The 25,142-nt window shown below is 41.6% G+C and carries 22 protein-coding genes; 8 read left to right on the top strand and 14 right to left on the bottom strand.

The window, feature by feature from the left end; all coding sequences use genetic code 11:
* The first annotated feature begins 5 nt into the window (after positions 1-5).
* Together Xbed_RS03100 and Xbed_RS03095 are read left to right on the top strand one after the other, a co-directional pair.
* Positions 6-1,628 (top strand): ABC transporter substrate-binding protein, encoded by a 1,623-nt coding sequence (locus tag Xbed_RS03100; protein WP_086111487.1) that lies wholly within the window; start codon positions 6-8, stop codon positions 1,626-1,628.
* Positions 1,629-1,814: 186 nt separating this feature from the next.
* Entirely contained in the window at positions 1,815-3,437 is a 1,623-nt protein-coding gene (locus Xbed_RS03095) for an ABC transporter substrate-binding protein (RefSeq protein ID WP_086111564.1), read from the top strand.
* Positions 3,438-3,644: 207 nt separating this feature from the next.
* On the opposite strand, the gene Xbed_RS03090 is transcribed toward Xbed_RS03095, so the two are convergent.
* From Xbed_RS03090 to sbcD, 11 genes are all read right to left on the bottom strand, one after another.
* Positions 3,645-4,430 (bottom strand): hypothetical protein, encoded by a 786-nt coding sequence (locus tag Xbed_RS03090; protein ID WP_086111486.1) that lies wholly within the window; start codon positions 4,428-4,430, stop codon positions 3,645-3,647.
* Positions 4,431-4,474: 44 nt separating this feature from the next.
* Positions 4,475-5,116: a 2OG-Fe(II) oxygenase gene (locus tag Xbed_RS03085; protein ID WP_086111485.1), complete on the bottom strand. Its 642-nt coding sequence runs from the start codon at positions 5,114-5,116 to the stop codon at positions 4,475-4,477.
* Between the two features lie 182 nt (positions 5,117-5,298).
* On the bottom strand, positions 5,299-6,027 hold the full coding sequence (locus tag Xbed_RS03080; protein ID WP_086111484.1) for a DUF6065 family protein: 729 nt from the start codon (positions 6,025-6,027) through the stop codon (positions 5,299-5,301).
* Between the two features lie 5 nt (positions 6,028-6,032).
* Complete coding sequence (locus tag Xbed_RS03075; protein WP_244182397.1) at positions 6,033-7,193, bottom strand: MFS transporter; 1,161 nt, start codon at positions 7,191-7,193, stop codon at positions 6,033-6,035.
* Positions 7,183-7,893, bottom strand: coding sequence for an SDR family NAD(P)-dependent oxidoreductase (locus Xbed_RS03070; RefSeq protein WP_086111482.1), 711 nt, complete (start codon positions 7,891-7,893; stop codon positions 7,183-7,185). Before Xbed_RS03070 ends, Xbed_RS03075 begins: the two co-directional genes overlap by 11 nt.
* Positions 7,881-8,699, bottom strand: a complete 819-nt coding sequence (locus Xbed_RS03065) for an aldo/keto reductase (RefSeq protein WP_086111481.1) — start codon at positions 8,697-8,699, stop codon at positions 7,881-7,883. The genes Xbed_RS03070 and Xbed_RS03065 overlap by 13 nt, the downstream gene beginning before the upstream one ends.
* A gap of 109 nt (positions 8,700-8,808) precedes the next feature.
* Entirely contained in the window at positions 8,809-9,045 is a 237-nt protein-coding gene (locus Xbed_RS03060; RefSeq protein WP_086111480.1) for a hypothetical protein, read from the bottom strand.
* A 582-nt stretch (positions 9,046-9,627) separates the two neighbouring features.
* Entirely contained in the window at positions 9,628-10,032 is a 405-nt protein-coding gene (locus Xbed_RS03055; protein WP_086111479.1) for a type II toxin-antitoxin system HicB family antitoxin, read from the bottom strand.
* Between the two features lie 60 nt (positions 10,033-10,092).
* Complete coding sequence (locus Xbed_RS03050; protein ID WP_086111478.1) at positions 10,093-10,275, bottom strand: type II toxin-antitoxin system HicA family toxin; 183 nt, start codon at positions 10,273-10,275, stop codon at positions 10,093-10,095.
* A 91-nt stretch (positions 10,276-10,366) separates the two neighbouring features.
* Positions 10,367-14,047: an AAA family ATPase gene (locus Xbed_RS03045; RefSeq protein ID WP_086111477.1), complete on the bottom strand. Its 3,681-nt coding sequence runs from the start codon at positions 14,045-14,047 to the stop codon at positions 10,367-10,369.
* A 17-nt stretch (positions 14,048-14,064) separates the two neighbouring features.
* Positions 14,065-15,282 carry an exonuclease subunit SbcD gene (gene sbcD, locus Xbed_RS03040; RefSeq protein WP_086111476.1) on the bottom strand — a complete coding sequence of 406 codons (1,218 nt, stop codon included), beginning with the start codon at positions 15,280-15,282 and terminating at the stop codon, positions 14,065-14,067.
* A 277-nt stretch (positions 15,283-15,559) separates the two neighbouring features.
* Here sbcD and phoB point away from each other — a divergent pair, with 277 nt between their 5' ends.
* The 3 genes from phoB (at position 15,560) to brnQ (ending at position 19,463) form a co-directional block, all read left to right on the top strand.
* Positions 15,560-16,249: a phosphate regulon transcriptional regulator PhoB gene (gene phoB, locus Xbed_RS03035; RefSeq protein ID WP_086111475.1), complete on the top strand. Its 690-nt coding sequence runs from the start codon at positions 15,560-15,562 to the stop codon at positions 16,247-16,249.
* Positions 16,250-16,340: 91 nt separating this feature from the next.
* Positions 16,341-17,633 (top strand): phosphate regulon sensor histidine kinase PhoR, encoded by a 1,293-nt coding sequence (phoR, locus tag Xbed_RS03030; RefSeq protein WP_086111474.1) that lies wholly within the window; start codon positions 16,341-16,343, stop codon positions 17,631-17,633.
* 489 nt (positions 17,634-18,122) lie between these two features.
* Positions 18,123-19,463, top strand: coding sequence for a branched-chain amino acid transport system II carrier protein (brnQ, locus tag Xbed_RS03020; protein WP_086111563.1), 1,341 nt, complete (start codon positions 18,123-18,125; stop codon positions 19,461-19,463).
* A gap of 108 nt (positions 19,464-19,571) precedes the next feature.
* Here the strand turns inward: brnQ and ggt are convergent, their stop codons facing one another.
* The 3 genes from ggt to Xbed_RS03005 form a co-directional block, all read right to left on the bottom strand.
* On the bottom strand, positions 19,572-21,335 hold the full coding sequence (gene ggt, locus Xbed_RS03015; RefSeq protein WP_086111473.1) for a gamma-glutamyltransferase: 1,764 nt from the start codon (positions 21,333-21,335) through the stop codon (positions 19,572-19,574).
* A 224-nt stretch (positions 21,336-21,559) separates the two neighbouring features.
* Complete coding sequence (locus Xbed_RS03010) at positions 21,560-22,162, bottom strand: peroxiredoxin C (protein ID WP_086111472.1); 603 nt, start codon at positions 22,160-22,162, stop codon at positions 21,560-21,562.
* 197 nt (positions 22,163-22,359) lie between these two features.
* Positions 22,360-22,947 carry an acyl carrier protein phosphodiesterase gene (locus Xbed_RS03005; protein ID WP_086111471.1) on the bottom strand — a complete coding sequence of 196 codons (588 nt, stop codon included), beginning with the start codon at positions 22,945-22,947 and terminating at the stop codon, positions 22,360-22,362.
* A 112-nt stretch (positions 22,948-23,059) separates the two neighbouring features.
* On the opposite strand from Xbed_RS03005, the gene queA reads away from it, so the two are divergent.
* From queA to Xbed_RS02990, 3 genes are all read left to right on the top strand, one after another.
* Positions 23,060-24,145 carry a tRNA preQ1(34) S-adenosylmethionine ribosyltransferase-isomerase QueA gene (gene queA, locus Xbed_RS03000; RefSeq protein ID WP_086111470.1) on the top strand — a complete coding sequence of 362 codons (1,086 nt, stop codon included), beginning with the start codon at positions 23,060-23,062 and terminating at the stop codon, positions 24,143-24,145.
* Positions 24,146-24,380: 235 nt separating this feature from the next.
* Entirely contained in the window at positions 24,381-24,560 is a 180-nt protein-coding gene (locus tag Xbed_RS02995) for a hypothetical protein (protein WP_086111469.1), read from the top strand.
* Entirely contained in the window at positions 24,557-24,970 is a 414-nt protein-coding gene (locus Xbed_RS02990) for a type II toxin-antitoxin system death-on-curing family toxin (protein WP_086111468.1), read from the top strand. Before Xbed_RS02995 ends, Xbed_RS02990 begins: the two co-directional genes overlap by 4 nt.
* The last annotated feature ends 172 nt before the right edge of the window (positions 24,971-25,142 follow it).

The raw sequence follows: 25,142 nt of genomic DNA, 5'->3' as shown, positions 1-25,142 counted from the left end.
AAAACATGCTGGAAATAATAAGAGCGAGAAAAATAAAACTATTCTCTTGTGCCATGGCGTTAATGTGGGGAAATAGCTCACTGTCTTATGCGGCAGTGGTTCCTGAGGGAACAAAACTGGCCGTTAAGCAGGAAATTGTGCGTAATAATGGTTCAGAACCCGCTTCATTGGATACCCATAAAGTTTCAAGTGATGTTGAATTCAATATTATTAACGATTTTTTTGATGGCCTTATTTATGTTAATAGACAGGGTGATATTGAGCCGAGGTTGGCCGACAGTTGGGAAACCAAGGACAATAAGACATGGATTTTTCATTTGAAAAAAGACATCAAATGGTCAGATGGTTCACCCATTACGGCTCATGATGTGGTATTCAGTTGGCGGCGACTGGTTGTTCCCGATACCGTTTCTCCTTATGGCAGTTATCTTGAAAATGCGTCGGTCATCAATGCGAACGAGGTACTGATTGGCAAGAAAAAAGCGGAAGAACTTGGGGTAAAGGCGCTGGATGATACAACGCTGGAAGTCAGGCTAGAGAAACCGGTTGGGGATTTTCTACAAATGCTGGGCCACCCGGTGATGTTTCCGATAAGCGAAAAGGCAGTAAAAAAACAGGGTGATAAATGGACCCGGCCGGAAGTCTTTGTGGGCAGCGGGCCATTCAAACTCTCTGAGTGGGTGGTCAATGAAAAAATCATCGGCGTCAGGAATCCCCTTTATTGGGATGATAAAAATACGGTAATTAATAAAGTCACCTATCTGCCTCTTTCTTCAGAAAAAGCCACTTTAAACCGTTACCTGGCAGGAGAAATCGACATCACTAATACGATTGCCGCAGAATCTTATCCATCACTGAAAAAATCATTGCCTGATCAGGTGCATATTTCTCCCAAAGCGGCAGTCTATTTCTATGAATTTAATAATAAGAAACCGCCCTTTAATGATGCCAGAGTCAGGCATGCGCTGAGTTTAGCGGTAGATCGAAACATTATTGTTGATAAGATATTGGGGCAGGGGCAATTACCCGCATATACCATGCTGACACCCGATATCGGGGGATTTAATTTTAAACAACCTGATTATGCTGCATGGACTCAGGAGCAGCGTGTTGCAAAAGCGAAAGAATTATTAAATGAAGCCGGATTTAATCAAAATAATCCACTGACCTTTAACCTGCTTTATAATACTCAGGAAGGACACAAAAAAATTGCCATTGCGGTGGCTTCAATGTGGAAAAAAAATCTTGGTGTAAATGCGGTTTTGCAGAATCAAGAATGGAAAGTCATGTTGGATAATATGCAACAGGGTAAATTTGATGTTATCCGGCGGGCATGGGTTGCTGATTATAATAGCCCGATGGCATTCTTATCGATATTTTTATCTAATAATGTTAAAAATACATCCCTGTATGAAAGTAAGGAATTTGATAAGCTATTGGAAAAAGCCGGTGAGAATAATGATAAAGTTTACTATCAGCAGGCATCAGATATCTTAAATAAAGACTTGCCCGCGATTCCAATTTATTTTTATGTAAATCATAATATGGTTAAGCCTTACGTTGGCGGATTTTATATTAATACAAGAGGCGAGTATTTGACAAAAGACCTTTATATTATTGAACATTGAAAATAATTATAGGCAATAAATGTCAAGCTGCACTTTTTCAAGTTGCAGCTTGACAATAAAAATATAGATACTGTATGAGTTCCATGCTAATTTTTTGAGAAGTGTAAAATGGATATGTATCCATTAGGCATACATAAATTTTTTCTCAATAATCAAAACCTCATCACCGCAATAGAGGAAAATAACATGTTAAATAAAATTTCTCATAAAAAAATTAGAGCATTAATCTGTTCTATAATTATGGCATTAGGTCATATTCCGATATCTTATGGTGTGGTTATTCCTAACGATATTCAATTGGCTGAAAAGCAAGAAATTGTGCGTAATAATGGAGCAGATCCTGTTTCATTGGATATCGCTAAGGCTGAAAGTAATATAGCAATGAATATTATCAATGATTTTTTTGATACATTAGTGGGCACAGATAAACAAGGTCATATCATCCCCAAATTGGCTGTAAGCTGGGAAACGAAAGATAACAAAACATGGGTTTTCCATTTGAGGAAAGGGATCAAATGGTCTGATGGGACCCCCATTACCGCTAATGATGTGGTGTTTAGCTGGCGGCGTTTAACTGATCCTAAAACACACTCTCCTTATGGTAGCTATTTTGTGGATGCTTCTGTCATGAATGCTAAAGCGATTTTAGCCGGAAAGAAAAAAGTGGAGGCGCTTGGCGTCAAGGCTCTGAATGACTCGACATTGGAGGTCACGTTAGAAAAACCCGTTGGGTATTTTTTACACATGCTGTCTTTTAATATTACCTCTCCGATTAGCGAAAAAGCGGTTGAAAAACAGGGTGATAAATGGACTCAACCTGAGTTTTTTGTCTCTAGTGGCGCATTTAAATTAGCGGAGTGGAAAATCAATGAAAAAATTGTCGGCGTGAGAAACCCTTATTATTGGGATGATAAAAACACCGTCATCAATAAAGTGACTTATCTTTCACTGTCATCAGATACCTCAGATTTAAACCGTTATCTTGCTGGAGAGATAGATATTACATTGACGATCCCAATAGATTACTTCGCATCATTAAAGAAAAAAATTGGCTCACAAATTCATATTTCACCGATACTGGCTACCTATTACTATGCATTTAACAATAAAAAACCCTTATTTAATGATATTAGAGTCCGACAAGCATTAAACCTTGCGTTAGATAGAGATATCATTGCGAATAAGATTATTGCTCAAGGTCAAATACCTGCTTATACATTTTTGCCGCCGGGAATAGGGGGTTTTAAGTTTAAACAACCTGATTATGCTTCATGGACACAAGAGCAACGTAACGCAAAAGCCCGGCAATTATTAAGTGAAGCTGGGTTTAATAAAGAACACCCTCTTTCTTTTAATTTACTTTTCAACACGTCAAACTCACAAAAGAAGATTATTATTGCTACAACCGCGATGTGGAAGAAGAATCTTGGTGTTATTGCTAATATGAAAGCGGAAGAATGGAAAGTGATGCTGGATCATGAACGTCAGGGTAAATTTGATGTTGCCAGAAGTGGATGGGTTGGTGTTTATAATAACCCAATGTCTTTTTTGCAAATATTGAAAACCAATCAAACAAATAACCTTTCATTGTATACCAATAAGAATTTCGATAATTGGCTTGATAAAGCCGGAGAAACGAATAATCAAGAAGACTTTCAACAAGCGCTCGATATTCTGGAAAAAGATATCCCCATTATCCCGGTTTATCACCCCATTACTGCGGTATTAGTTAAACCCTATATCGGCGGCTATTATTCCGATCTTATGGGAAGGGTATCCACAAAAGATCTTTATGTTATTAAGCATTGAATTAAGAGCCTGTTAAATCAGGCTCCTGCAGTGCCTTGCTGGCAGCCTAAAGTAGTTTTTGACGGACTACGGTAGGCTGCATAGGTAACGAGGGATCAAAATGCAGGCCATAAATTTACTAACATATTTATTTTTAAGTGATATCATCCATGTTAAATCTGTATCTTGAAGTAGATTAAGTATACATATCCTTTTTTGGAAACAGTTTTATAATATAGCGATATCTAATGGAGTCACAAGACGAGACATAACAGCAATTTCTGTATCTTCTATTTCTTTAAATGGGCTATGAATAATTATAGTTGTTTTATTTGTTAAATACTCATATAAATCATTGGCTTTATTTAGATTGACTGTTTTAATTTCATTTTCTAATCCGAGTGTGATGAGTGATAAATGACTACTGTCTGGATAAGTAAGCTGGATAAATTCAAACAATTTACTAAACCAAGTTTTGTTTGGTATACACCCTAGAGTATGTCGTGAAGAACCAACTCGACAGACCTGCAACAGAACAGTATCAACAAATGGATCTAAGCGAGTTGAAAATGTTGCCTTACTAGTATCCCAGACGCGAAACCCTTGGCCTGTAATTAAGGATGGAAACGCTATAAGTAATTTATCAATTATTGAGGGGCCAGAAAACACATTAATTTTAAAATCACAATTTTGAATAGAATAAAGTTGATTGGCAATACCTTCTATAACATAAGGGTTTCCTAGTATAGGAATTGCAATAACCCTATGTTTTATAACGATATCAATTATTTCCTTTGCCGCTTCTTTATAAACGTTTGATCGTTCTTCTAAGAATGTAGGCATAGCATTCAATCGAATAATTATGCTTTTAGGAGAAAATTTTTTTATATCGTCCTCGTCTATCTCAAAATTTGAAACTATTGCATTGGACGTCCTTAAAGCATTTAGACCAGCTGCACTTATGTCTGTATGGTAATATCCAATCCCTACAATATTAATTACTTTTTTATCCATGCTGTATATCTCCTATCTTTTTATGAAAATTTATTTTAATATCATTATCTTATAAAACCAGTTAATGATATACGCCCGATGCCTGAATATCCTTCAACTTTTGAAACTTTATGTGGAATACCTGTACGAAAGGCTACTAACCTATTAAACAATGGAGCAACTGCTAACCCATCTACTCCCCAAAAACGGTTCTGAACAATCTTTTTACCCATTAGTGCTAACCTAAAGTCATCATGTGAGATATTAAGATCAGGATAAATAATAAGCTCCCCTCCATTATTAGGATTCCATTCTGTATCTAAATAATAGATAAAAGCAGCTTTATAACTAGAATCTATATGAAAACTATGATGAGAACCATTAGTCATAATGACAAAATAGCATGTGACGTTAGATGTAATCAGATCAAAATGCAGTAACTTCAATGAGTTTTGAATAATTGTATCTATTGGTGTACCTGAAGGGATACGTTTTAGAGGATTATTCACATCAGCATGTGTTTCAAAGGGTTCTTCTTGTTTAAATATTCGGTATCCAGATGATATGCTAGGGCGAAAAAAAGAAAAAAAAGACTCATAATCTTTATAAATTTGTGCTCTAGCCAGTTCGAATACAAGGTTCGCCTCACTTTCCTCTAATAAATCATCTACTATATATATTCCATAATCTTCAGTTTTCTTAGTCATTTATTTAATACACCGTTAAAATAATTTAATTATATATATTAAAAATCCCGCATCTATATCTGTAATATAATGGTCTATAAAGGTTTGTATATTTCATGAAAAATATTAACTCTTAATAAAAACAGTATATTATGATATTTTTGGGGAGTATGGAATGTTTACAATTATCCATTTTAAATATACTAACGTTTGACATAAGTTTGACTTTTTACCGGGCAAATATATTCTATTTCAGTTTTCCAACGTAAATAAACACCATGATGTATTCGTTTCGTATGATTTCTATCAAATTTTCCATAAACCTCTCTTATGTATTTTTTCCATGGCTCAAGCAATGATGGCTCATCATTAATTGATATTGTTTTTAGTTCTATATTTTGTCCTTCTTCAAAATTTACTAGTGGAACTAAGCGGGCAATCGGGTGTTGTGATTTTATCTCTACTGTCTCATCTTGACGGAAAAATTGAAGATTGACAGTAGATGGTAAATGAAACCAATCAGAATCAAGTATACCAACATGTGTTGTATAAGCTGGTGATGGTTGATTTATTGCTCCTGTAAGTAATAGCTTCACATCAGGATCAGTGCGCCAAATCCAACCAACATCAATTTGAAGAACCCCTGAAATCTTAGAACACCATACGTAAGATGGAATATTGATAAGTGATTCCATTTCACTCGTCCAGATATACTTCAATATTGCATCATTTTCTATTTCAACATCAAATTTGCAGCCACCTCTCCATGTTACAGTTATGTCAAATGGAAGATATACATCAAGACCGTATTCATTGGCTGACAGAAAAACAGAACACAACCGCCCTGAACCAACAAGTGTTCCACCAAGAAAACGATCTGGTAACTTTGGTTCACGAGCTAGTGATGTAGTTTTAATTGCATCAATTTTCATATGAGCTACCTCTTAAAAAATTGCAGAAAGTTGGAGAGTGTCCAAGGAACAATAACAATTACAACAGCTATTATTGTTATCACACCAATAAAAAAGTAATTGGGTTCAAAGAAAAAAATCACAGATGCCAAACCTATTGAAACAAGTTGCCCGACGGCTGTTGCCATATTCATAGCAACAGCCGTATTGGCTGTAAATTGAGGTGATTTTTGCAAATTAGTATTCGTCGAAATAAATACAGAAGTACTAGAAAATCCTGTGATAAAGGCAATGATGAGTAAAGCTTCAACTGGAATAGGTGTAATTATTTTATATAATAGGAGACCTAAGCCTACTGAAAGAAATCCCCACAATACTGAGTTTTTTGCTTCACGAACACGAAACACAATACTAGAAAACACAGCTCCTAGACCGAAAGACATTAAGAGGGCAGAAAATGACTCAAGACCACCAGTACTATAATCTCTAATATACAATGGATAAATCAAATCAAATGTTATAACAATAAACATTCCTCCTGCAATAATATTCAGCGGTTTGCTATGTATTATAAACTCCTTAAACACATTATTGCGACTACCATTAGAAGAAGTCAGTGATGGATACTCATCAACTTGGTGGCATAGAGAAATGACTATGAAAATCGCAGCAATACAGAGTATTGAGAAGACAAGCATTATAATTCCCAATGTCCACTGTTTTATCGCGAGAGCTGCTATTGGTGGGGATATAATCACTGAAATAGCTCGCAACCTAGATATACCAGCAACAACCTGATTTTGCAATTCATTGGGAAATAATTTCTTAATAGAAATAGGCCTCATTGGATAAACCATAGACCATGCAACAGATTCTATAGCTACAAGTAAGAGAATAGCAATTTTTGAATTCATAAAAATAAGTGCTAATGCGATAAGTCCATTAAATAGTAAACCTAATATAGCCGTTTTACACACTCCAATCTTTGAAATAATAGCTGCGATGCTATTTCCAGTTAGTAATATTGGTATTATTGAACAAATCAGAATTCCAAAACTTTCAAAATATGTACCTGATTGGTCAAATGTAATTTTTGAGTATATTACCATTGCAGGAAACCAACTTCCAATGAAGACAAACCCAAAGAGAAGATAGAGAAGAAAAAGATTCTTTCTATTATTTTTCATTTCCAAGTAATAATCCCCCATCAACAGTTATTATATCTCCAGTAACCCAAAGAAAATAACGATGTATGGCAAAGGCAACTTGTGCTACATCTCGTGCTAATGTTAAGCGCTTTTCCAACAAGTGAAATGGTACAGATAGCCGTTTTAACTGCGCAGAGAGTCCTTCAGTGTTTGGCTCTACGGGGCCAACTCTTAATGCATATATACGGAGACATGGCGCTAATTCAATAGCGCTGGCTCTAACATATCCCTCAAGTGCTGCTTTACTAGCTGAATATGCGACATATCCTCTTGCTGGAGATACAGAATTAACGCTTGAAACATGAATTATGCTACCAATACTTTTATTTGTTTCTAAATAACGGTGAAATTGAACTGATATTATATGAGCACTGACAAAATTCAGATTAAGTGTCTTATGCAAAGCTGATACTGAAAGATCTTTCATAAGAGCATAATCTCCGCCACCCACAAGATTTAAGATGTGAGTGGGTTGAACGAATGTTATTGCTTTCCAAACGAGATTTTCATCAAATACATCAACAGAAAAATTAACATACTCACATCTTACTTGTTTAGCTTCTATATATGCATTCTTATGATTAATGTCAGCTAGATAAACCTTTTCAAACTTACTTATATAATTTTCAGCTATCCCACTAGATAATTGGTTTACAGCGCCAAATATTAAAGCTCGCATAGTATGCCCCGAAGTTCTGAAAGTTGATTATCATCTCTTGGAGATAACACTAACGTTGTTGCACCTGCAGATATAACTTCCTTGATAGTTTTCCTTAAAAGCTCGTTATACCCATTTTTGTCATGATGATAATTATCTGATATAGAAATCATTTCGAATTCTTGTTTATAACGTGAGTGTGTTTCTGAACGGTTTTGAAAGAGAAGGCCTGAATGAAATATTCCATATGCCTGTATCTCTAGATTCATTTTTTTATATAAACTGAGTGCGTTAAGTGATTCTGGTATAAGCGGTGTGCAACGTAACTGGATTATTGAGGGGATCTCAGATAGAGAGGAAGAAGTTTCTTCTTGAAAAATTTCACACATAATTTCCACCTGTAGTAGTGAAACATTTGACATTCCAAAACTCTTTATCTCTCCATTTATTATTTTTTTGATAATCCAACGGCATACTAATCTCAGTTGAGCAAATTCTGGAATTGACCATAGCATCAGACAATCAATATAATCAGCATTCGTTACTCTTATAAAGGTTTGGATGTTAGAATCCCATTCATTTTCTTCAAATAGACAATTTCCACTGAGAGTTTGCTTTGCACCAATTTTATATACAATTCTAATTTTATCTCGATTGATATAAAGCCTATGAAAATTCAAACGGTGGTGATTTTTACCAAAGAATTGGTAACCTTCACCAAGATCTAATGTAGAGAAGCCTGTATCAATCAAACGGTAGAAAAAATCTATCTCAGTGTTACGAGCAGGCTTCCAACATCCAAGAGATAAACGAGGTATAAATTTCATATATATTATTTTGAATGGTTACTAATTTTTTAGAAAGAAGGTTATCCGAACTGAAAACCAAATAACCTTCTCGTACTAACTAAAATGAAGCGTATCTCTTAAAAATAACTTATGCTCCTGTTACAGGAATTGCCATATTTACAACTTGTTCCTTTGCAATAGCTTTGTTTAGTCTAAGCATCAAATCTGTTGGCAAATCTTGATTAATAATATAACGGAGAACAGGAACAAAGTTTTTCTTATTAACGCTCTCTAAGAGCATTTCCGATTCCTCTGAAGTTAGTTCGGATTTATTAAATGGTAAACCTTCAATAGCATTACAAACTGCAATTGCAAAAGTGCTCATTTTAATTCTCCACTTTGATTAAGTAACATTTCAAAATAGTAGAACATTTTGAATAATGCCTTGTATAGCAAGATATTAAAGCATTTCATTGTAGAGTTATAAGTTGATATGATATTTAGCAAGTATCAAACTTAAATTCAGCTTTATATATCAATCAGGCAGACTATATCAGTATTATGAAAAAGTTATTCATATTTAATTACCCCCAATGGAGGTTAAATATAAACAAACAAACACAAGAATGTAAATATTGGGTTATAAAATTGTTTATTTTATTGTGTTTTTGTTTACTTTCTTGCGGTGCTTATCTGTGGAAATAATTTTAAAAACATATAATTATACCCAGCGTATTTCAAATTGTAGCTTTGGTGGTTCGTGACACCATTCTTATAAACATAGAGTTATCTATGTTTTTGGGGATTCATGAGAGACTCCTGCTTATCACCAGAGGATAGCCTTTGGTTGGACAAATGGACTCCTTTGCCACCGCACTTCATCTTGCAATTCGTTAGGTATAGAGAATGCTCTGATATTTATTTTTAGAATGGAAGAAGAGCCTGTTAAATCAGGCTCCTTTTGTAATTATTGCAGTGCCTTGCGGGCAGCCAAGGCTAAAAAACCACTGCGGCTGCCATATTCGGGGTGCTGTTTGACTTTAGCATCAATGCGATTAATTAAACGCAATGGTAATGTAATATTAATCCGCTCTATTTTGTCTTCGAACTGGTTCATATCGACAGGGATTAACAGCCATTGCCCATTTTCGTATTCATTCGCATTTTTTGTGAGGTGCTCTTGCATGGTTTTTGGTAACGGGAAATCCAGGTTTTGTTCTTTCATTAACTCAAAATGTGCATTGATCGCAGATTGTGCATCTGAATGCGCCTCTTCAAGTGTGTTACCTGCAAAGATACACCCTGCAACATCAGGAAACCAACCACTGGCGCTACCATCTTGATCTATTTCGATAAATGCCGGATATAACATAATCTTATTCCATTTTTATTGGTGTGCTTTTTCAGGATAATTCATGATTTGTTCACTGGATTATTTGAGTTTTGCATCTTTTAGAATTTTGTTGAGAGTTCCTGATTTGATATCTCTACGTGGATGCGGAACCGTTATTACGACAGCGAATTTAGGATGAGTCAATTGATGGTGACTTCCTTTGATTCGCTTAAGTTTCCAGCCGTTTTTTTCCAATAATTTCATCAAGTCTGAACTGTTCAAGCAGCCTCCTTTCCGCTTTGAATATCATATACACACTATACACATCTATCAAGGGGTTATTAATACACGACATAGGGGATAATCTTCAGGTTTAAACCCGAAATTCTGGTGCCAGTTGACTGAATCCCAACCCATTCCTTTTTTCCACTTTGATCTGAACGGGAATTCGTTCTTTTAATGCTTCTACATGGCTGATCACACCGATGGTCTTTCCTGACGCATTAAGGTGATCCAGTGCATCCAGAGCAATATCGAGAGTTTCAGGGTCAAGCGTACCAAAGCCTTCATCAAGGAACAGGGACTCTATCTGGGTTTTGTTACTCACCAGATCGGACAGGGCGAGGGCAAGGGCTAGGCTGACAAGGAAACTTTCTCCCCCAGAGAGGGTTTTGGTATCCCTGATGGCATCCGCTTGCCAAGTATCCACGATCTGTAATTCGAGGCTGCCATCATCTTTGCGTTGCAAGTAGTAGCGTTCATGCAGTTTTTCCAGCCGGAGATTCGCCAGATGGACGAGATGATCTAACGTCAAACCTTGGGCAAAACGGCGGAATTTGGCGCCGTCTGCGGAACCGATGAGATTGTTGAGATAGCTCCAGTCATCGTAGTTTTGTTGTGAAAGGGCGATCTGTGCCAGTAATGTTTGTTGTTGTTGACGGCGGCTAGCATCGCTATTCAGCAGGGTTCTGACTTCACCTTGTTGCTGGTTGTTGTGTTTCAATTTAGCGGTAGCGTCGGCCAATAGGGTTGATAACTGCTGGGCTTCATAGTGTTCAAGCAACGGTGGCTGCGTTTCTGTCTGCCTCTGTAAGGCCACTTCAGATTCATGATGGCGTGTTTTGGCCTGCAATTGTTGGTGTTCAAGTTTTTCTTGTAACTGTTGGAGTTTTTCCCGTTTTTCCGGTTCCAATAAGGCTCTTTCAAAAGAAGATTGATCAGAAAAACCTTGTTGCGCCAATCCGCTTTGGAAGTGGTTGCTGGCAAGTTTGCAGGCGGTTTCGGCGGTGATAGCGTTTTTTTCAATTTCACTGGCTGCGCCGTTTAATTGATTCATTTTGTTTTGCAGTGCTTGCAGGTGAACGGCTGCCTGTTTGCAGGCGGCGTCCAGTTCATTGTTTTTTTGCTGTAGGCTCTGGCGAACGGCTGTAACGGATTGTTCGGCAAATAAGTCATGACGTTCCTGACGTGTTTGTTCCAATAGTTGCTTTTGTTGCCGTTGCTGTTCATTCAAAGTATCAAGATGAGTGGCTAGCTTATTTTTTTGTTTTTCCAATTCACTCAGCTTGCTTTGTAAGGCGGCGTGTTCTTTCTGTAGTTGTTGCCATCTTTCTCGTGATTCACGGTAATTATTTAATTCCTGTTCACGTTGTTGCAGCCAGCTCTCTACTTCTTGATGGGGGGGCAGAGTAAAAGGAGTTGATTGCAATTCGGCGGTTAATTGTTGTTCTGTCACTGCGTAATCGGTTTCTATCTGTCGAATTTCAGTCGTTTTTTCGGCCAGTTGTTGTTGGGCGGAACCCTGTTTGAATTTTTCCAGCTCAATATTTTTTTCACAGCCCTGATATTGCTCTCGATGGGCTGAGAGTGCTTTTTCTGCTGCCTGCCAGGTTTTTTCTGCCTGTAACCACCTTTCTTGCTGGATTTGGTACTGTTGATAAGCCGATTGCCGTTGGTTGATAAAATGATTAACCGGCTCTGCTTCTATTGGCAAGTCTGTAGTCTGTAATTGTTGGCAATGATGTTCCCATTGTTTAACCCATTCAGCCAATTTAGTGTTGGATTGAGTTATATTTTGCTGCAATTGCTCGCAATTCTGCTGCTGAATCTGGTGTTTTTGCTGGAGAGTCGTGCGATTTTCTTGCAGTTGTTCAATCTGTTGACGCAGGGTTTTTAATCGCTCTTCTGATTGTGGCAGGGCAATATTTTGGTATTCACTGATTAAAGGATGATGAGTTGAACCGCAAAGCGGGCAGGATTCGCCTGCTTTCAATTGCGCCCGTTCTTTTTCCAGACTGACGATCCGCTGTTCTAAGCGAATGCGATGATTAAGATCGTCATAGTGCTGCTGCTTTTCTGCCAATTGTTGATTGAGGTCGGCAATCTGATCCGGTAAGCGTCTCACCGCTTCTTGAGATTGTGCAAGTTGAATTTGATCGACGGCGATCCCGCTGCGCAATTGCCGGATCTGCGGTAGCAAGATCTCCAACTGGTTCTGTGATACCAGTTGTTGCTGATAATTCGACAAATATTTCTGTAACTGTTCTAAAGGATGATCTTTCTGCAAAGCCGTGAGCTGGTTTTCAGCATGAGTAAGGTTATTGCGTAATGTTTGGCCCTGTTCTTTTTGTTTAGCCAATTCTACATTCAGCGCATTTAAATGAGCCGTTGTGCGAGTGATCTCTGCGGCAATGTGTTGGGTGTTTTGTGCCAGTTGGTTTATTTTTGTTTGCCGCTCTTTCTGGCGGGTAAATAGCTGCTTCCATTCCGGCAGTTTGCTGTCCAGATGATGGTAATAGGGGTGTTTTTCATAATAAGATTCCAGCGCTTTTTGTTCTTTATTCAGCGCATTTGCGTGGTTCTGTGTAGCTTGGTATTGGGATAGGGTGTCAGCGTATTCGCGGTTTTGTCGCGTGATGTCTTTTTCAATAGTCAGCAGATCTTTTGCTTGAATATCAATTTTATGATCGAGTGGCATTACTTGCTCTGAGATGAGCTTTTCCTGCTGATTTTGATATTGTTGGTGTGCTCGCTGGTTTTTTTCCAACTGGGTAATGTGTTGTTCAGCCGGTTGCAGCAGCGCCAATTGTTGTTGGCGTTCATTTTCTATTTGTGTGCGTTGTTCTGTGAGACGCTGTTTTTCGTGAAAAGTCCGGTTTTGTGCATCCCATAATGGGCGGATTTTCTCTGCCGGTTCGCTGGTTGCAAGTTGCTGTAATTGAGGTTGGGCCTCTTGGATCGTCTGTTCAGCTTGTTGCAAAAGTGCGGTATTGTTGGCCAGTGATTGCTGGAGTTCATCCCGGCGAAACAGCCACTGCTCGGCTGCCTGCAACGCCTTCATTTGCTGACTCAGTTGAATTTCTTCTGCAGCAAGTTGTTGTTGTTGGTTTTGGTAAGTTTGTTGCTGTTCTGGTGTGAGTAACTCAATGGCGGCGGCTTTGGCCTGTTGAATGTTCAGCTCAAGCTGAGCCTCTTTGTAGCGTTGATAAATTTTTTCGGACAAAATACCGTAAATTTCTGTACCGGTCAGCTCTTCCAGTAGGTCTGCCCGATCTTTATCCTGCGCATTGAGAAAGGCAGCAAAATCACCCTGTGACAAAAGTATGGATTTGGTGAAACGACTGAAATCCAGCCCGGTTATTTCGGCAATTTTTTCTTTTTTCTCCGGCAGCTTATCCGCCAGGATTTTTCCCTCTTTTTTGAGAACCAATTCCCCTTTTGGCTGTTGGAGTTTGCCGTTTGCCTGATTGCGGGCGCGGCGCTGGCTCCAAAATGCCCGATAAGCGATGCCCTTGACTTCAAATTCCACTTCAGCAAGGCATTCAGCGGTATGACGGGTCATTAACTCATTTTGTGACATGGAAATCGTTTTGAGCCTTGGGGTTTCATGATATAAAGCGAGGCAGATGGCATCCAGCAAAGACGTTTTGCCCGCTCCCGTTGAGCCGGTAATGGCAAACAATCCATTGCTGGCAAAAGGCTCGGCTGTAAAGTCAATTTTCCATTCACCCTGCAGTGAATTGATATTTTTCAGCCGTAAGCTAAGAATTTTCATGGAATAAGCTCTTTATGTTATTGCTGAGAAATATCATCCAGCGTTTGCTTAAATAGGGTGGTCAGGCGTTGTTTTTGAGCAATATCTTCTATTTCAGCCAGTGCCAGACGCCGTTCGAAAACTTCGTTGACGCTCAATTCGGTGAGGGTTTCTTTATTTTTTTCAGACAACGACTGATGACGGGGGCTTTTACTGCGTCGTAGCAGAATGACTTCGACTGGCAGCCCTTCGCTCAGGGTTTGGATGCGTTTCTGGATATCGGGCAGGTAATCCTGGGTCGCGACTTCAATATCCAGCCAGACCGGGCGCTCCCCCTGATATTCCTTGAAAGCCCGTAATTGTGTTTCGATTTGTTTCAAATTACCACGAATAAGCTGCATCGGTTGATACTGGGGTATCGGTAACAGCGTGATGTTATCGAGTTTATCTGCCTTAAAGTCTACCAGACAGACACTTTTATCCTGTCCCACTTCATCAAAACTGAGTGGAATAGGGGAACCGCTGTAGCGGATGTGTTCTGATTTTCCGATGACTTGTGGACGATGGATATGACCCAGTGCAATATAGTCGGCAGGGGGAAATTCCTGTGCAGGGAAGGCGTCCAACGTGCCAATGTAAATATCGCGGACGGAATCGGTGGTGGAAGCCCCCACGGTAGTGAGGTGCCCGGTGGCAATAATGGGTAATGGCTGGCTGAGTTGTTCCCGCAAGGCACAGGCTTGGTGATAGAGCTTGTGGTAGTGTTCGCTAATGGCATTCTGCAATGCCTGCTGTTTCTGGATACCGGATTGTCCCGCCTGGCTGGTCATGATATCCCGGGGGCGAAGATAAGGGATAGCGCAGAGAATCGCCCCTGGATTGCCATCTTTATTATTCAGTTTCTTTATTTGCTTTTCTGTCTCGTCGGTTTCGGCATTGGAGATCACCGTCGTATTCAGGCAGGAAAGCAGGGCTTTTGACTCATTGAGTGTGGCGACGGAATCATGGTTTCCACCAAGAATGACAAGTTGGCAGCCGGTGGGCTGTAGTGCCACAATGAATTTGTTATACAGCTCGCGAGCATAGCTGGGAGGAGAGCCTGTATCAAAAATATCTCCGGCAATAATCAGCGCATCAACTTGATATTGAATGATTTGTTCAATAAGCCACTGCAAAAAGTGCTTATGTTCTGCCGCCCGGTTTTTGGTGAAGAAATATTGGCCCAGATGCCAGTCCGATGTATGAATGATTCGCATGCTTTCCCGCCGTCGCCTGTGAGTTTCTCTTGCCTATGACAAGCGCTAATTATAATGGGTATGTGAAGGATGTCCTGTGCCAATTTGCTCTTGTTGTTGAGCTGTCGAGCAGCTTCGCATCAAAAATGTAATATGACAGCGGTTGAATATATTTCCTGCGAGTCAGATTACAACTTGATGATTGGGAAATCAGAGTTTTCATAAAATTGTCATAAAATTGACGCATAATGACTTAAAGTAAATGTTGCTGACTTCAATAATATTGACAGGATTAGCCATGGTTAAACGTATTTTGGTCGTTGAAGATGAAGTACCGATTCGTGAAATGGTTTGTTTTGTACTTGAGCAAAACGGGTATCAGACCGTTGAAGCTGGAGATTATGATTCGGCAATAAAGCGTTTGTCAGAGCCTTATCCTGATTTAGTGTTATTGGATTGGATGCTTCCCGGTGGTTCAGGAATACAGCTTATTAAGCAGATCAGGCGGGATAGTAATACCCGGGCGATCCCAGTCATTATGGTAACCGCTCGCACAGAAGAAGAAGATCGGGTGCGTGGCCTTGATGTCGGCGCTGATGACTATATCACTAAGCCTTTTTCACCCAAGGAATTGATTGCCCGTGTCAAGGCGGTTCTGCGACGCATTTCGCCCATAGAAGCCGAAGATGTCATTGAGATGGATGGGTTGATACTGGACCCGGTTTCTCACCGAGTTTCCAGTCAGGGGCAGGATTTGGAAATGGGTCCGACCGAGTTCAAACTGCTCCACTTTTTTATGACGCATCCGGAGCGTGTGTATAGCCGGGAGCAGCTACTCAATTATGTGTGGGGAACGAATGTTTATGTGGAAGATCGCACGGTTGATGTCCATATCCGGCGCTTGCGTAAAGCGTTGGAAGCCGGCAGGCACGATAAAATGGTGCAGACTGTTCGTGGTACAGGCTATCGTTTCTCTACCCGCTATTGATGGTTTGGGTAAATAAACGGGGTAAATAAAGTCGTGGGTTTGGGGAAACCGTCGTTTCGGGTAAAACCGTTTTCGTACCGGAGAAAATAGCGTGCTTGAGCGTTTGTCGTGGAAAAAGTTGGTATCGGGCCTCGTGCTGTTCTGTTTGCCCGCCGTCATTTTGTCTCTTTTTGTTGGTCATCTGGCTTGGTTATTAGTTATCGCGCTGTTTTTGGCTCTGGTATGGCATAGCTATAATCTTCTGAAATTATCCTATTGGTTATGGTTGGATCGCAGCACGTTGCCTCCAATGGGATATGGCGGATGGGAACCCATCTTTTACGGCATTTATCAGATGCAGCAGCGCAACCGTAAACGGCGGCGTGAACTCGCATTATTGATCAAGCGTTTTCGCAGTGGTGCTGAGTCACTACCGGATGCGATTGTGATGATGACCACAGAAGGCAATATTTTCTGGTGTAACCGTCTGGCACAGCATTTACTTGGGTTCCGCTGGCCGGAGGATAATGGTCAGCATATTTTCAATCTACTCCGTTATCCTGATTTCAGCCGTTATATCACGGCAAATGATTTTTCCCGCCCTTTAACCATTGAACTGAATAACGGCAATATGATGGAGTTCCGGGTCATGCCCTATTCAGAAAGACAGTTATTGATGGTGGTGCGTGATATTACTCAAAAAAGATTGTTGGAAAATTCCAGACGGGACTTTTTCGCTAATGTCAGCCATGAACTCAGAACGCCACTGACGGTACTGCAAGGTTATTTGGAGATGATGCAGGATCAGGTTCTCGGCAGTGAGGTAAACCAGAAGGCAATCAGTACGATGCAGGAACAGATACTGAGAATGGATGGTCTGGTTAAACAACTGTTGCATCTCTCTAAAATTGAAGCAGGGCCACAAGTGGATATGAGTGAAGTGGTTGATGTCCCTGCTATGTTGAAATTATTGCAGCAGGAAACGCTGGCTTTGGGGAATAATCAGTATGACATCCTATTTAAGGTTGATGAAAAACTGAAAGTGTTTGGTAATGAAGAGCAACTGCGTAGTGCAATGTCCAATCTGGTCTATAACTCCATTAGACATACTCCTGCGGGAACCCGCATCGTGGTCAGTTGGCAAAATGTTGCCCAAGGCGCGCTGTTTAAAGTGGAAGACAATGGTGAAGGAATGAGTGCAGAACATTTACCACGCCTGACAGAACGTTTTTATCGTGTTGACCGTGCCCGTTCGCGGCAAACAGGCGGAAGTGGGCTTGGGCTGGCGATAGTGAAACATGCATTGCATCACTACAATACCCATCTCGATATTTCCAGTGAGCTGGGTAAGGGGTCTACTTTTAGCTTTCTCTTGGCTCCCAGACTTATCGTTTCAACTCAATAAGTTTTCATCATAGTGACAGACTGAAATTCCGAAGATCCCTGACTCCCCACACTGCGGGGAGTCAGTAAGCGTCCTACGATTTTGCCATTTCATTGAGAAAAAGTTTAACTAAAAAATAAGCAATTTAATGGTAGTCATACGGAAAAAATGATTAATTAATCAATATGAGGGCAAAAAATACAAATCATATAGTGTGTATTCAATGATAGATAACCATAATCACTGATTTTAAAAATTAGTTTGGAATATTGTTCTGGTTTTTGGTTTGCCGCTTGCCTTTTGACGCTATAAAAGTTTTACTTGGGGGCAGTTGTTGGCGATTCTAGCTGTAATTACCACTATCATTCTGTATGTTTCGTCTATCAGTGAATATTGTGTTCCTCACTGACTGTGCAAGCAGAATTCGGTCTCGCCAGTGAAAATTCAAGTGTTTGCGATAATTACTATCGTACATGCAATTCTTTTGGCAACAATATATTAACAATCATTATGGCATACCGTTTATCATCTAAGGATATTTGGGCATTAGGCTTTATGACTTTTGCCTTGTTCGTTGGTGCGGGAAATATTATTTTTCCGCCTATGGTTGGCTTGCAGGCTGGAGAACATGTTTGGATCGCAGCAGTTGGCTTTTTGCTAACCGCAGTTGGCTTACCCGTCATTACTGTCATTGCTTTGGCAAAAGTCGGTGGGGGTATTGAGGCACTCAGCTCACCTATCGGTAAAACGGCAGGTTTGGTTCTGGCGACGGTTTGCTATCTGGCTGTCGGCCCGCTATTTGCCACGCCCAGAACGGCTACGGTTTCATTTGAATTGGGCATCGCACCCTTGACCGGGGCGGGTGAACTTCCTCTGTTTATCTACAGTGTGGTTTATTTTGCACTGGTGATTTTGATTTCGCTGTATCCGGGCAAACTGCTGGATAACGTCGGGCATATACTGGCTCCAATCAAAATTCTGGCACTGGCAATTCTGGGTGTCGCCGCTGTGCTGTGGCCTGCGGGCGAACCTATTCAAGCGGTTGCAACCTATAAGGAAACCCCATTCTCAAATGGTTTTGTCAATGGCTATTTGACGATGGATACCTTGGGCGCGATGGTGTTTGGCATTGTTATTGTCAATGCGGCTCGTTCCAGAGGGGTTGAAGCGTCTTCTTTGCTGACTCGTTATACCATGTGGGCAGGCTTGATTGCCGGTCTGGGTTTGGCGCTTGTGTATCTCTCCTTGTTCAAGCTGGGGGAAAGTAGCGGTACATTAGTACCGGCCGCTGAAAATGGCGCCGTGATCCTGCATGCTTATGTCCAAAATGTTTTTGGTAACTACGGCAGTTTCTTCCTTGCGGTACTGATTTTCATTGCTTGTATGGTCACCGCTGTTGGTCTGACTTGTGCTTGCGCTGAATTTTTCAGCCGTTACGTGCCGTTGTCTTATCGGACTCTTGTGCTGATTTTGGGCACTTTTTCCATGTTGGTGTCTAATCTGGGCCTGAGTCACTTGATTAAGTTCTCAATTCCAGTGCTGACGGCGATTTACCCGCCATGTATTGTGTTGGTATTGCTGAGTTTTAGCATAAACTGGTGGCATAATTTCTCGCGTATTCTCGCTCCAGCGATGTTGATTAGCTTGCTGTTTGGGATTTTGGACGCAGTAAAATCTTCTGAATACTTGACTCACTTACTGCCAGAATGGGCGAAACATCTGCCCTTGGCAGACCAAGGGTTGGCGTGGTTGCTGCCTACTTTGCTGACTGCGGCTGTGTGTGCGATCTATGACCGCCTTATCGGGGGCGTAAAACTCCCAAAGTATGAAGCACAGCATGAAGAAAAGTAGAAGCAAAGTGTAAGCGGTGGCGGTTATCCGCTGGCTTCATGGCTGCGTTGATGACAAATGATAAGGGCGGGCTGCTAAAGCAGCCTGCCCTTATTGATTTAGGTTGGATCAGTAACCAATAGCAGCACCGGCAGGTCTTCGTACATCATTGGAACCGTAGATGTAACCTTCACGAATAATGCCTGATACGGCTGAATCATTGCCCGATGAGTCAACCGGAGTGACACCGGCTGCGCCCGGTAACCCAATCATAATGAGTTCCGTCGCTCCCCATGGTGTTTGTTCCACCATTTTGTAACCCATTTTTTCCAGTAAATTCAGAGTATCTTTCGACAGCCCTCGTTGCTCATAATAGACCTCATCAGGTAGCCATTGATGGTGGATACGCGGGCTATTGACGGCTTCTTGTGGTGGCATATTGAAGTCGATGATATTCAGGGCACTCTGTAGCGTGATGGAGATAATGCGCGAACCTCCCGGAGACCCCAAGACCAGAAAGATTTTATTGTCTTTGGTCACGAGTGTCGGACTCATTGATGATAGTGGGCGCTTACCGGGGGCGATGGAGTTAGTGGCACCTTGTACTAATCCATACAGGTTCTTCTCACCTATTTTCGTTGTGAAATCGTCCATTTCATCATTCAGGAAAAAGCCGGTTCCCGGGGCAATGACGACAGCGCCAAAGCGCCCATTAATGGTATAAGTGGTTGATACCGCGTTTCCTGCTTTATCCACGACGGAGTAATGCGTGGTTTCTGGCTTTTCATGAAGGCCAACGCCAGGCTGGACATTGACTGATGGAGTGGCTTTGTTGGGTTGGATCTCTTTTCGGATAGATGCTGCGTAGCTTTTGCTCAACAGCCGATCGAGAGGGTTATTAATAAATGCCGGATCGCCCAGATAGGTATTTCTATCCATATAGGCGTGACGCATGGCTTCTGTCAATGTGTGAATATAAGCGGCGGAATTGAATCCCATGGATTTAAGGTCATAACCTTCAACAATGTTCAATATTTCGCATAATGTGACACCACCAGAGCTGGGCGGTGGGGAAGAGATGAACTTATAGCCGCGATAGCTACAGGTGACAGGCGCTGTCTCTGTGATAGAGAAGTTAGCAAAATCGGCGGCTGTGATAATTCCCCCTGATTTTTTTGACATCTCTTCAACCCGTTGGGGAATTTTACCGTGATAAAAAGCATCCGGCCCCTGTTTGGCAATCATTTCCAGCGTGTTGGCTAAATCGGATTGAATGAGCCTGTCTCCCGGTTTGAATGGTGTCCCATCTTTGCGCAGGAAAATACGGGCGGCTTCTGGATCTTGGGCGAAACGCTTAACAGTGGTGTCCAGAATATCGGTATCACCCCGGGTCAGGATATAGCCTTCACGCGCCAGCTTAATGGCTGGGGCCATGACTTGTTCCCGGGACAGGGTGCCGTATTTTTTTAATGCCGCGTCAAATCCCATGACGGTTCCGGGTACACCAACCGCTTTATATCCGTACAGGCTGGCATCTTTGATGACATTACCGTTCTTATCCAGATACATATCAGCGCTGGCGGCGGCGGGAGCGGTTTCACGGAAGTTAATGAAGGTATCCTTGCCATTGGCGAGATGAATGGTCATAAATCCACCTCCGCCTATGTTGCCACAGCAAGGGTTGACGACCGCCTGGGCATAGCCGACAGCAACGGCGGCGTCAATGGCGTTCCCGCCTAGTTTGAGGATCTCGATGCCAGCTTGTGAAGCCAGATGTTGTGAACTGACAACCATGCCCTGTTTGGCTTCAACCGCCGATTCAGTGGCGGCATAAAGTGGGGAGGCAACAAGGAGGGTTACTGCTATAAATGGAATTTTCCATGCTTTTAACATGTGTTGTTCTCCTGAACGCGAGTCTATCGTGGAGAGACTCAATGGGTTGTAATTTTTTTGTTAGAAAGATGTAATTTACCTTATCTAAAGCTCAGGATTTTGGAAAGGTGATTTTTTGTGCGCAGCTTGATGTTTTTTTCGGGGAAGAAAAAACCAGCCGACAGGCGGCTGGTTTGGCGGGGTCAATAACATGATGTTATTAACATGCTGAATATCGAAGAATATTACAGTTTATCCGCGTTTTTGGTCAGGTATTTTGCTACGCCTTCAGGTGAAGCGCCCATACCTTCCTGACCTTTTGCCCATTGTGCAGGACAAACTTCGCCGTGTTCTTCGTGGAATTGCAGAGCGTCAACCATACGTACTATCTCATCGATGTTACGGCCCAGTGGCAGATCGTTGACAACTTGATGACGAACAACACCATTTTTGTCCACCAGGAAAGAACCACGCAGGGCAACGCCAGCTTCTGGGTGCTCAATGCCGTAGGCTTTCATGATGTCACGTTTGATGTCAGCAACCATGGGATATTTGACTTCGCCGATGCCACCTTCGCTGATTGGGGTTTTACGCCATGCGTTGTGAACGAATTCAGAGTCGAAAGAAACGCCGATGACTTCAACACCACGTTTCTGGAATTCTTCATAGCGGTGATCGAAAGCGATCAGCTCAGAAGGGCAAACAAAAGTGAAATCCATTGGCCAGAAGAAAATAACAGCAGGACGGCCATTCAGGTGTTTTTTCAGATTGAAATTATTAACGATTTCACCGTTACCGAGAACTGCAGCAGCTGTAAAGTCAGGGGCTTGGCGGGTTACTAAAACCATAATTGACTCCTGTGATTTTTAAAGGGGGGTTATGTAAAAACGGGTTACAGCATAAGGAATTAGGGTATAGCAATAAAGGATAAAATACCAATTGTTATAATAGGTATTACCTATCAATAATCTGTTTTTAATTCCTTTTGTTCCACATAAGATAAAACTATTTGAAAAAAGTGCAAGGCTCTGGGCCATTTTCTTATTCAGTCAAGCAGTCGTTTGCTGGATGCCAATGCCATCATTTGTGGATAGAACCGCAAAAATAGCGCTTCAAAATCAAGATAATGATTTTCTATATCCTGATATGAACCTGCCAGCGCGGATAATTTCGGGCGCCTGAGTGCCATGCCTTGTAATACATGGGCAATACACGACATATCCGCATAGCGGATGAGCAAATTTTGTGACCAAAGATAGCGGTTCAATTCTTGGAACTTTTCGGGAGTTGAACCAAGGTAAGGTTCTATATTACTGCGGGCAAAATTGACAAATTCAGGCAGAGAGCAGCTTGTTTCAACTTTGCCCCAATGTCGGGAAAGAAAGTGATCCCAGATAATATCAAGGGTAATCGGGGCAACGCGGCGATACTCGCAACGAAACAAGTTACGTGCTTCTATGACAAGCGGGTGTGTGTCCGTCAGAGTGTCTACCCGACGGTGCATACGGATACCCGCCGCAATGTCGGAACTGAATAGTCCTTCTGGAGAGCCACGGACAAAATCCGCCATCAAATTGCCCAATAAGGAACTTTCCGATAATGCAGCTAAATGAAGGTGTGCGAGAAAATTCATAGTGGGAGTATACCGTAAATCGTTAAACTGGGTGCTTCTTTGTTGCACCCTTGCGTTTGCAGCACTAGACTAGTCCGCCTGTTTTTTTTTTTTTTTGAATGATACAGATAAAATGCGTGTCGCTGATTTTACATTTGAACTGCCAGAAGAGCTGATTGCTCACTATCCCCAGCCGCAGCGAAGTGCTTGCCGGCTGCTTTCCCTTGATGGTGAAACCGGAGAGCTGACGCACGGTATTTTTACTGATGTGCTGGATAAACTGGAAACCGGTGATCTGTTGGTTTTCAATAATACCCGCGTCATTCCTGCGCGCCTGTTTGGCCGCAAAGCGACCGGTGGAAAATTGGAAGTGTTAGTTGAAAGGATGCTGGATAATAAGCGAGTACTTGCTCATGTTCGTGCTTCCAAGGCACCGAAAGCAGGTGCCGCTCTGATCCTTGGCGAAGATGTTCTTGGTGAAAATCGGGGCATCAAAGCAACGATGCTGGCGCGCCATGATACGTTGTTTGAGATTCGTTTTGATGATGATCGTGACGTATTGACCATTTTGGATCAGATTGGTCATATGCCACTGCCTCCTTATATCGCCCGTCCTGATGAAGACGCCGATCGTGAGTTATATCAGACCGTCTATAATGAGCGCCCCGGTGCAGTGGCTGCCCCGACGGCCGGGCTGCATTTCGATGAACCCCTGTTGGCTGCGTTGCGCGAAAAAGGCATTGAGATGGCCTTTGTTACCTTGCACGTTGGTGCCGGTACTTTCCAGCCTGTGCGGGTGGAAACCATCGAAGATCATGTCATGCATGCTGAATATGCTGAAGTGCCGCAGAATGTCGTGGATGCTGTACTGGCATGTAAAGCGCGTGGCAACAAAGTCATTGCGGTGGGAACAACCTCAGTCCGCTCACTGGAAAGTGCCGCCAGAGCTTGCCAGGATGGAATTATTGCGCCCTTTTTTGATGATACCCAGATCTTTATCTATCCAGGTTTTGAATATCAGGTTGTAGACGCACTGATTACCAATTTCCACCTGCCAGAATCCACCCTTATCATGTTGGTTTCTGCGTTCGCCGGTTATAAAAATACCATGAGCGCCTATCAATCAGCGGTTACGGAAAAATATCGCTTTTTTAGTTATGGTGATGCGATGTTTATTAGTCGCAATAGAATGGCATCAAAAGAAACGGTGTCGAAATAAAAATAATCGTCATCTCAGCCGGTTAACAGCTGTAAATGCTGTTGCTGGCTGATGTCACTATCGACCTGTGCCAAAAATGTGACAACGCCGCTATAGTTGGCTAACTATTCGCCGATTAATGTATTCTCATTACCAATTCACGGATGGCATGACTAGTCCGGTTTCATCATGATTATGTACGTTGACTGCTGTATTGATGCTGCTAACCTGTACATATACAGAAAGAGAGGTGCATATGGAAAGAATTAACGTTATCAAAAAGATAGAGCAATCTGATAACTCAGAGTTGATTAGGAATGGTGACGCGGCTGATGTAGCTAAGCCTATCAACATCAGCGCCAAAAAATTTAAAGATGCTCTGTCGCATACTCAAACGAAATATGCAGCCATTATTAAGGCGCTGGAAGATAAATAATGGATATTCGATTTCTTTCAGTGGAAGAAGTTATTGAAATCCAGAGATCAACGCTTCCCAATAGCGGAATACCTGATATTGGTAGGCTTGAGGGAGCCTTATCCCGTATTGAAACGTTGAGAGATTATGAAGAGTGCGAAGATGTCTTTAAGTTTGCGGCTATGTATTTGATAGCAATAGCTAAAGCGCACGCTTTCAACGATGCAAATAAACGGACTGCTTTTCAGGCAGCTAGTGTATTCTTGATACTTAATGATTTTGAACTTAATGCGTCATTTGAGCTAGTGAAACTGACAATATTGGCAGCTATTGGCGAGGCAGATTGTGATAATACTGCTTTCGTGTTAAAGATTTTATCTAACTATCGCAATGAGCTTTTAGAAGATACCATTGCTGGCTATGGTTCATAAATTTTTATCACCATTCCACCCTCGATGATTCACACAAGGTCGCTTATGCGGCCTTTTTTTGGGGATCTAAACATGAACTTTCTAAGCGGCCTGAGTACCTTGCAGGGTGAAAGTGTGAAAAGTGGGCGATGGAATGGAATAGCGTCAATGGATCACGTGAATTTACGTGGCC

The organism is Xenorhabdus beddingii, from assembly GCF_002127545.1.
Classification (GTDB): domain Bacteria; phylum Pseudomonadota; class Gammaproteobacteria; order Enterobacterales; family Enterobacteriaceae; genus Xenorhabdus; species Xenorhabdus beddingii.
This window is presented reverse-complemented; position numbering and strand designations above follow the sequence as displayed.

Coding starts and splice junctions, on each gene's coding strand:
- Xbed_RS03055 (WP_086111479.1), bottom strand. CDS start 10,032: ATGTTATATCCGGCATTTATCGAAATAGATCAAGATGGTAGCGCCAGT.
- Xbed_RS03045 (WP_086111477.1), bottom strand. CDS start 14,047: ATGAAAATTCTTAGCTTACGGCTGAAAAATATCAATTCACTGCAGGGT.
- Xbed_RS03100 (WP_086111487.1), top strand. CDS start 6: ATGCTGGAAATAATAAGAGCGAGAAAAATAAAACTATTCTCTTGTGCC.
- Xbed_RS03065 (WP_086111481.1), bottom strand. CDS start 8,699: ATGAAATTTATACCTCGTTTATCTCTTGGATGTTGGAAGCCTGCTCGT.
- Xbed_RS03080 (WP_086111484.1), bottom strand. CDS start 6,027: ATGAAAATTGATGCAATTAAAACTACATCACTAGCTCGTGAACCAAAG.
- sbcD (WP_086111476.1), bottom strand. CDS start 15,282: ATGCGAATCATTCATACATCGGACTGGCATCTGGGCCAATATTTCTTC.
- phoB (WP_086111475.1), top strand. CDS start 15,560: ATGGTTAAACGTATTTTGGTCGTTGAAGATGAAGTACCGATTCGTGAA.
- ggt (WP_086111473.1), bottom strand. CDS start 21,335: ATGTTAAAAGCATGGAAAATTCCATTTATAGCAGTAACCCTCCTTGTT.
- Xbed_RS02995 (WP_086111469.1), top strand. CDS start 24,381: ATGGAAAGAATTAACGTTATCAAAAAGATAGAGCAATCTGATAACTCA.
- Xbed_RS03095 (WP_086111564.1), top strand. CDS start 1,815: ATGTTAAATAAAATTTCTCATAAAAAAATTAGAGCATTAATCTGTTCT.
- Xbed_RS03010 (WP_086111472.1), bottom strand. CDS start 22,162: ATGGTTTTAGTAACCCGCCAAGCCCCTGACTTTACAGCTGCTGCAGTT.
- Xbed_RS03085 (WP_086111485.1), bottom strand. CDS start 5,116: ATGACTAAGAAAACTGAAGATTATGGAATATATATAGTAGATGATTTA.
- queA (WP_086111470.1), top strand. CDS start 23,060: ATGCGTGTCGCTGATTTTACATTTGAACTGCCAGAAGAGCTGATTGCT.
- Xbed_RS03005 (WP_086111471.1), bottom strand. CDS start 22,947: ATGAATTTTCTCGCACACCTTCATTTAGCTGCATTATCGGAAAGTTCC.
- Xbed_RS03060 (WP_086111480.1), bottom strand. CDS start 9,045: ATGAGCACTTTTGCAATTGCAGTTTGTAATGCTATTGAAGGTTTACCA.
- brnQ (WP_086111563.1), top strand. CDS start 18,123: ATGGCATACCGTTTATCATCTAAGGATATTTGGGCATTAGGCTTTATG.
- Xbed_RS03075 (WP_244182397.1), bottom strand. CDS start 7,193: ATGAAAAATAATAGAAAGAATCTTTTTCTTCTCTATCTTCTCTTTGGG.
- Xbed_RS03070 (WP_086111482.1), bottom strand. CDS start 7,893: ATGCGAGCTTTAATATTTGGCGCTGTAAACCAATTATCTAGTGGGATA.
- Xbed_RS03090 (WP_086111486.1), bottom strand. CDS start 4,430: ATGGATAAAAAAGTAATTAATATTGTAGGGATTGGATATTACCATACA.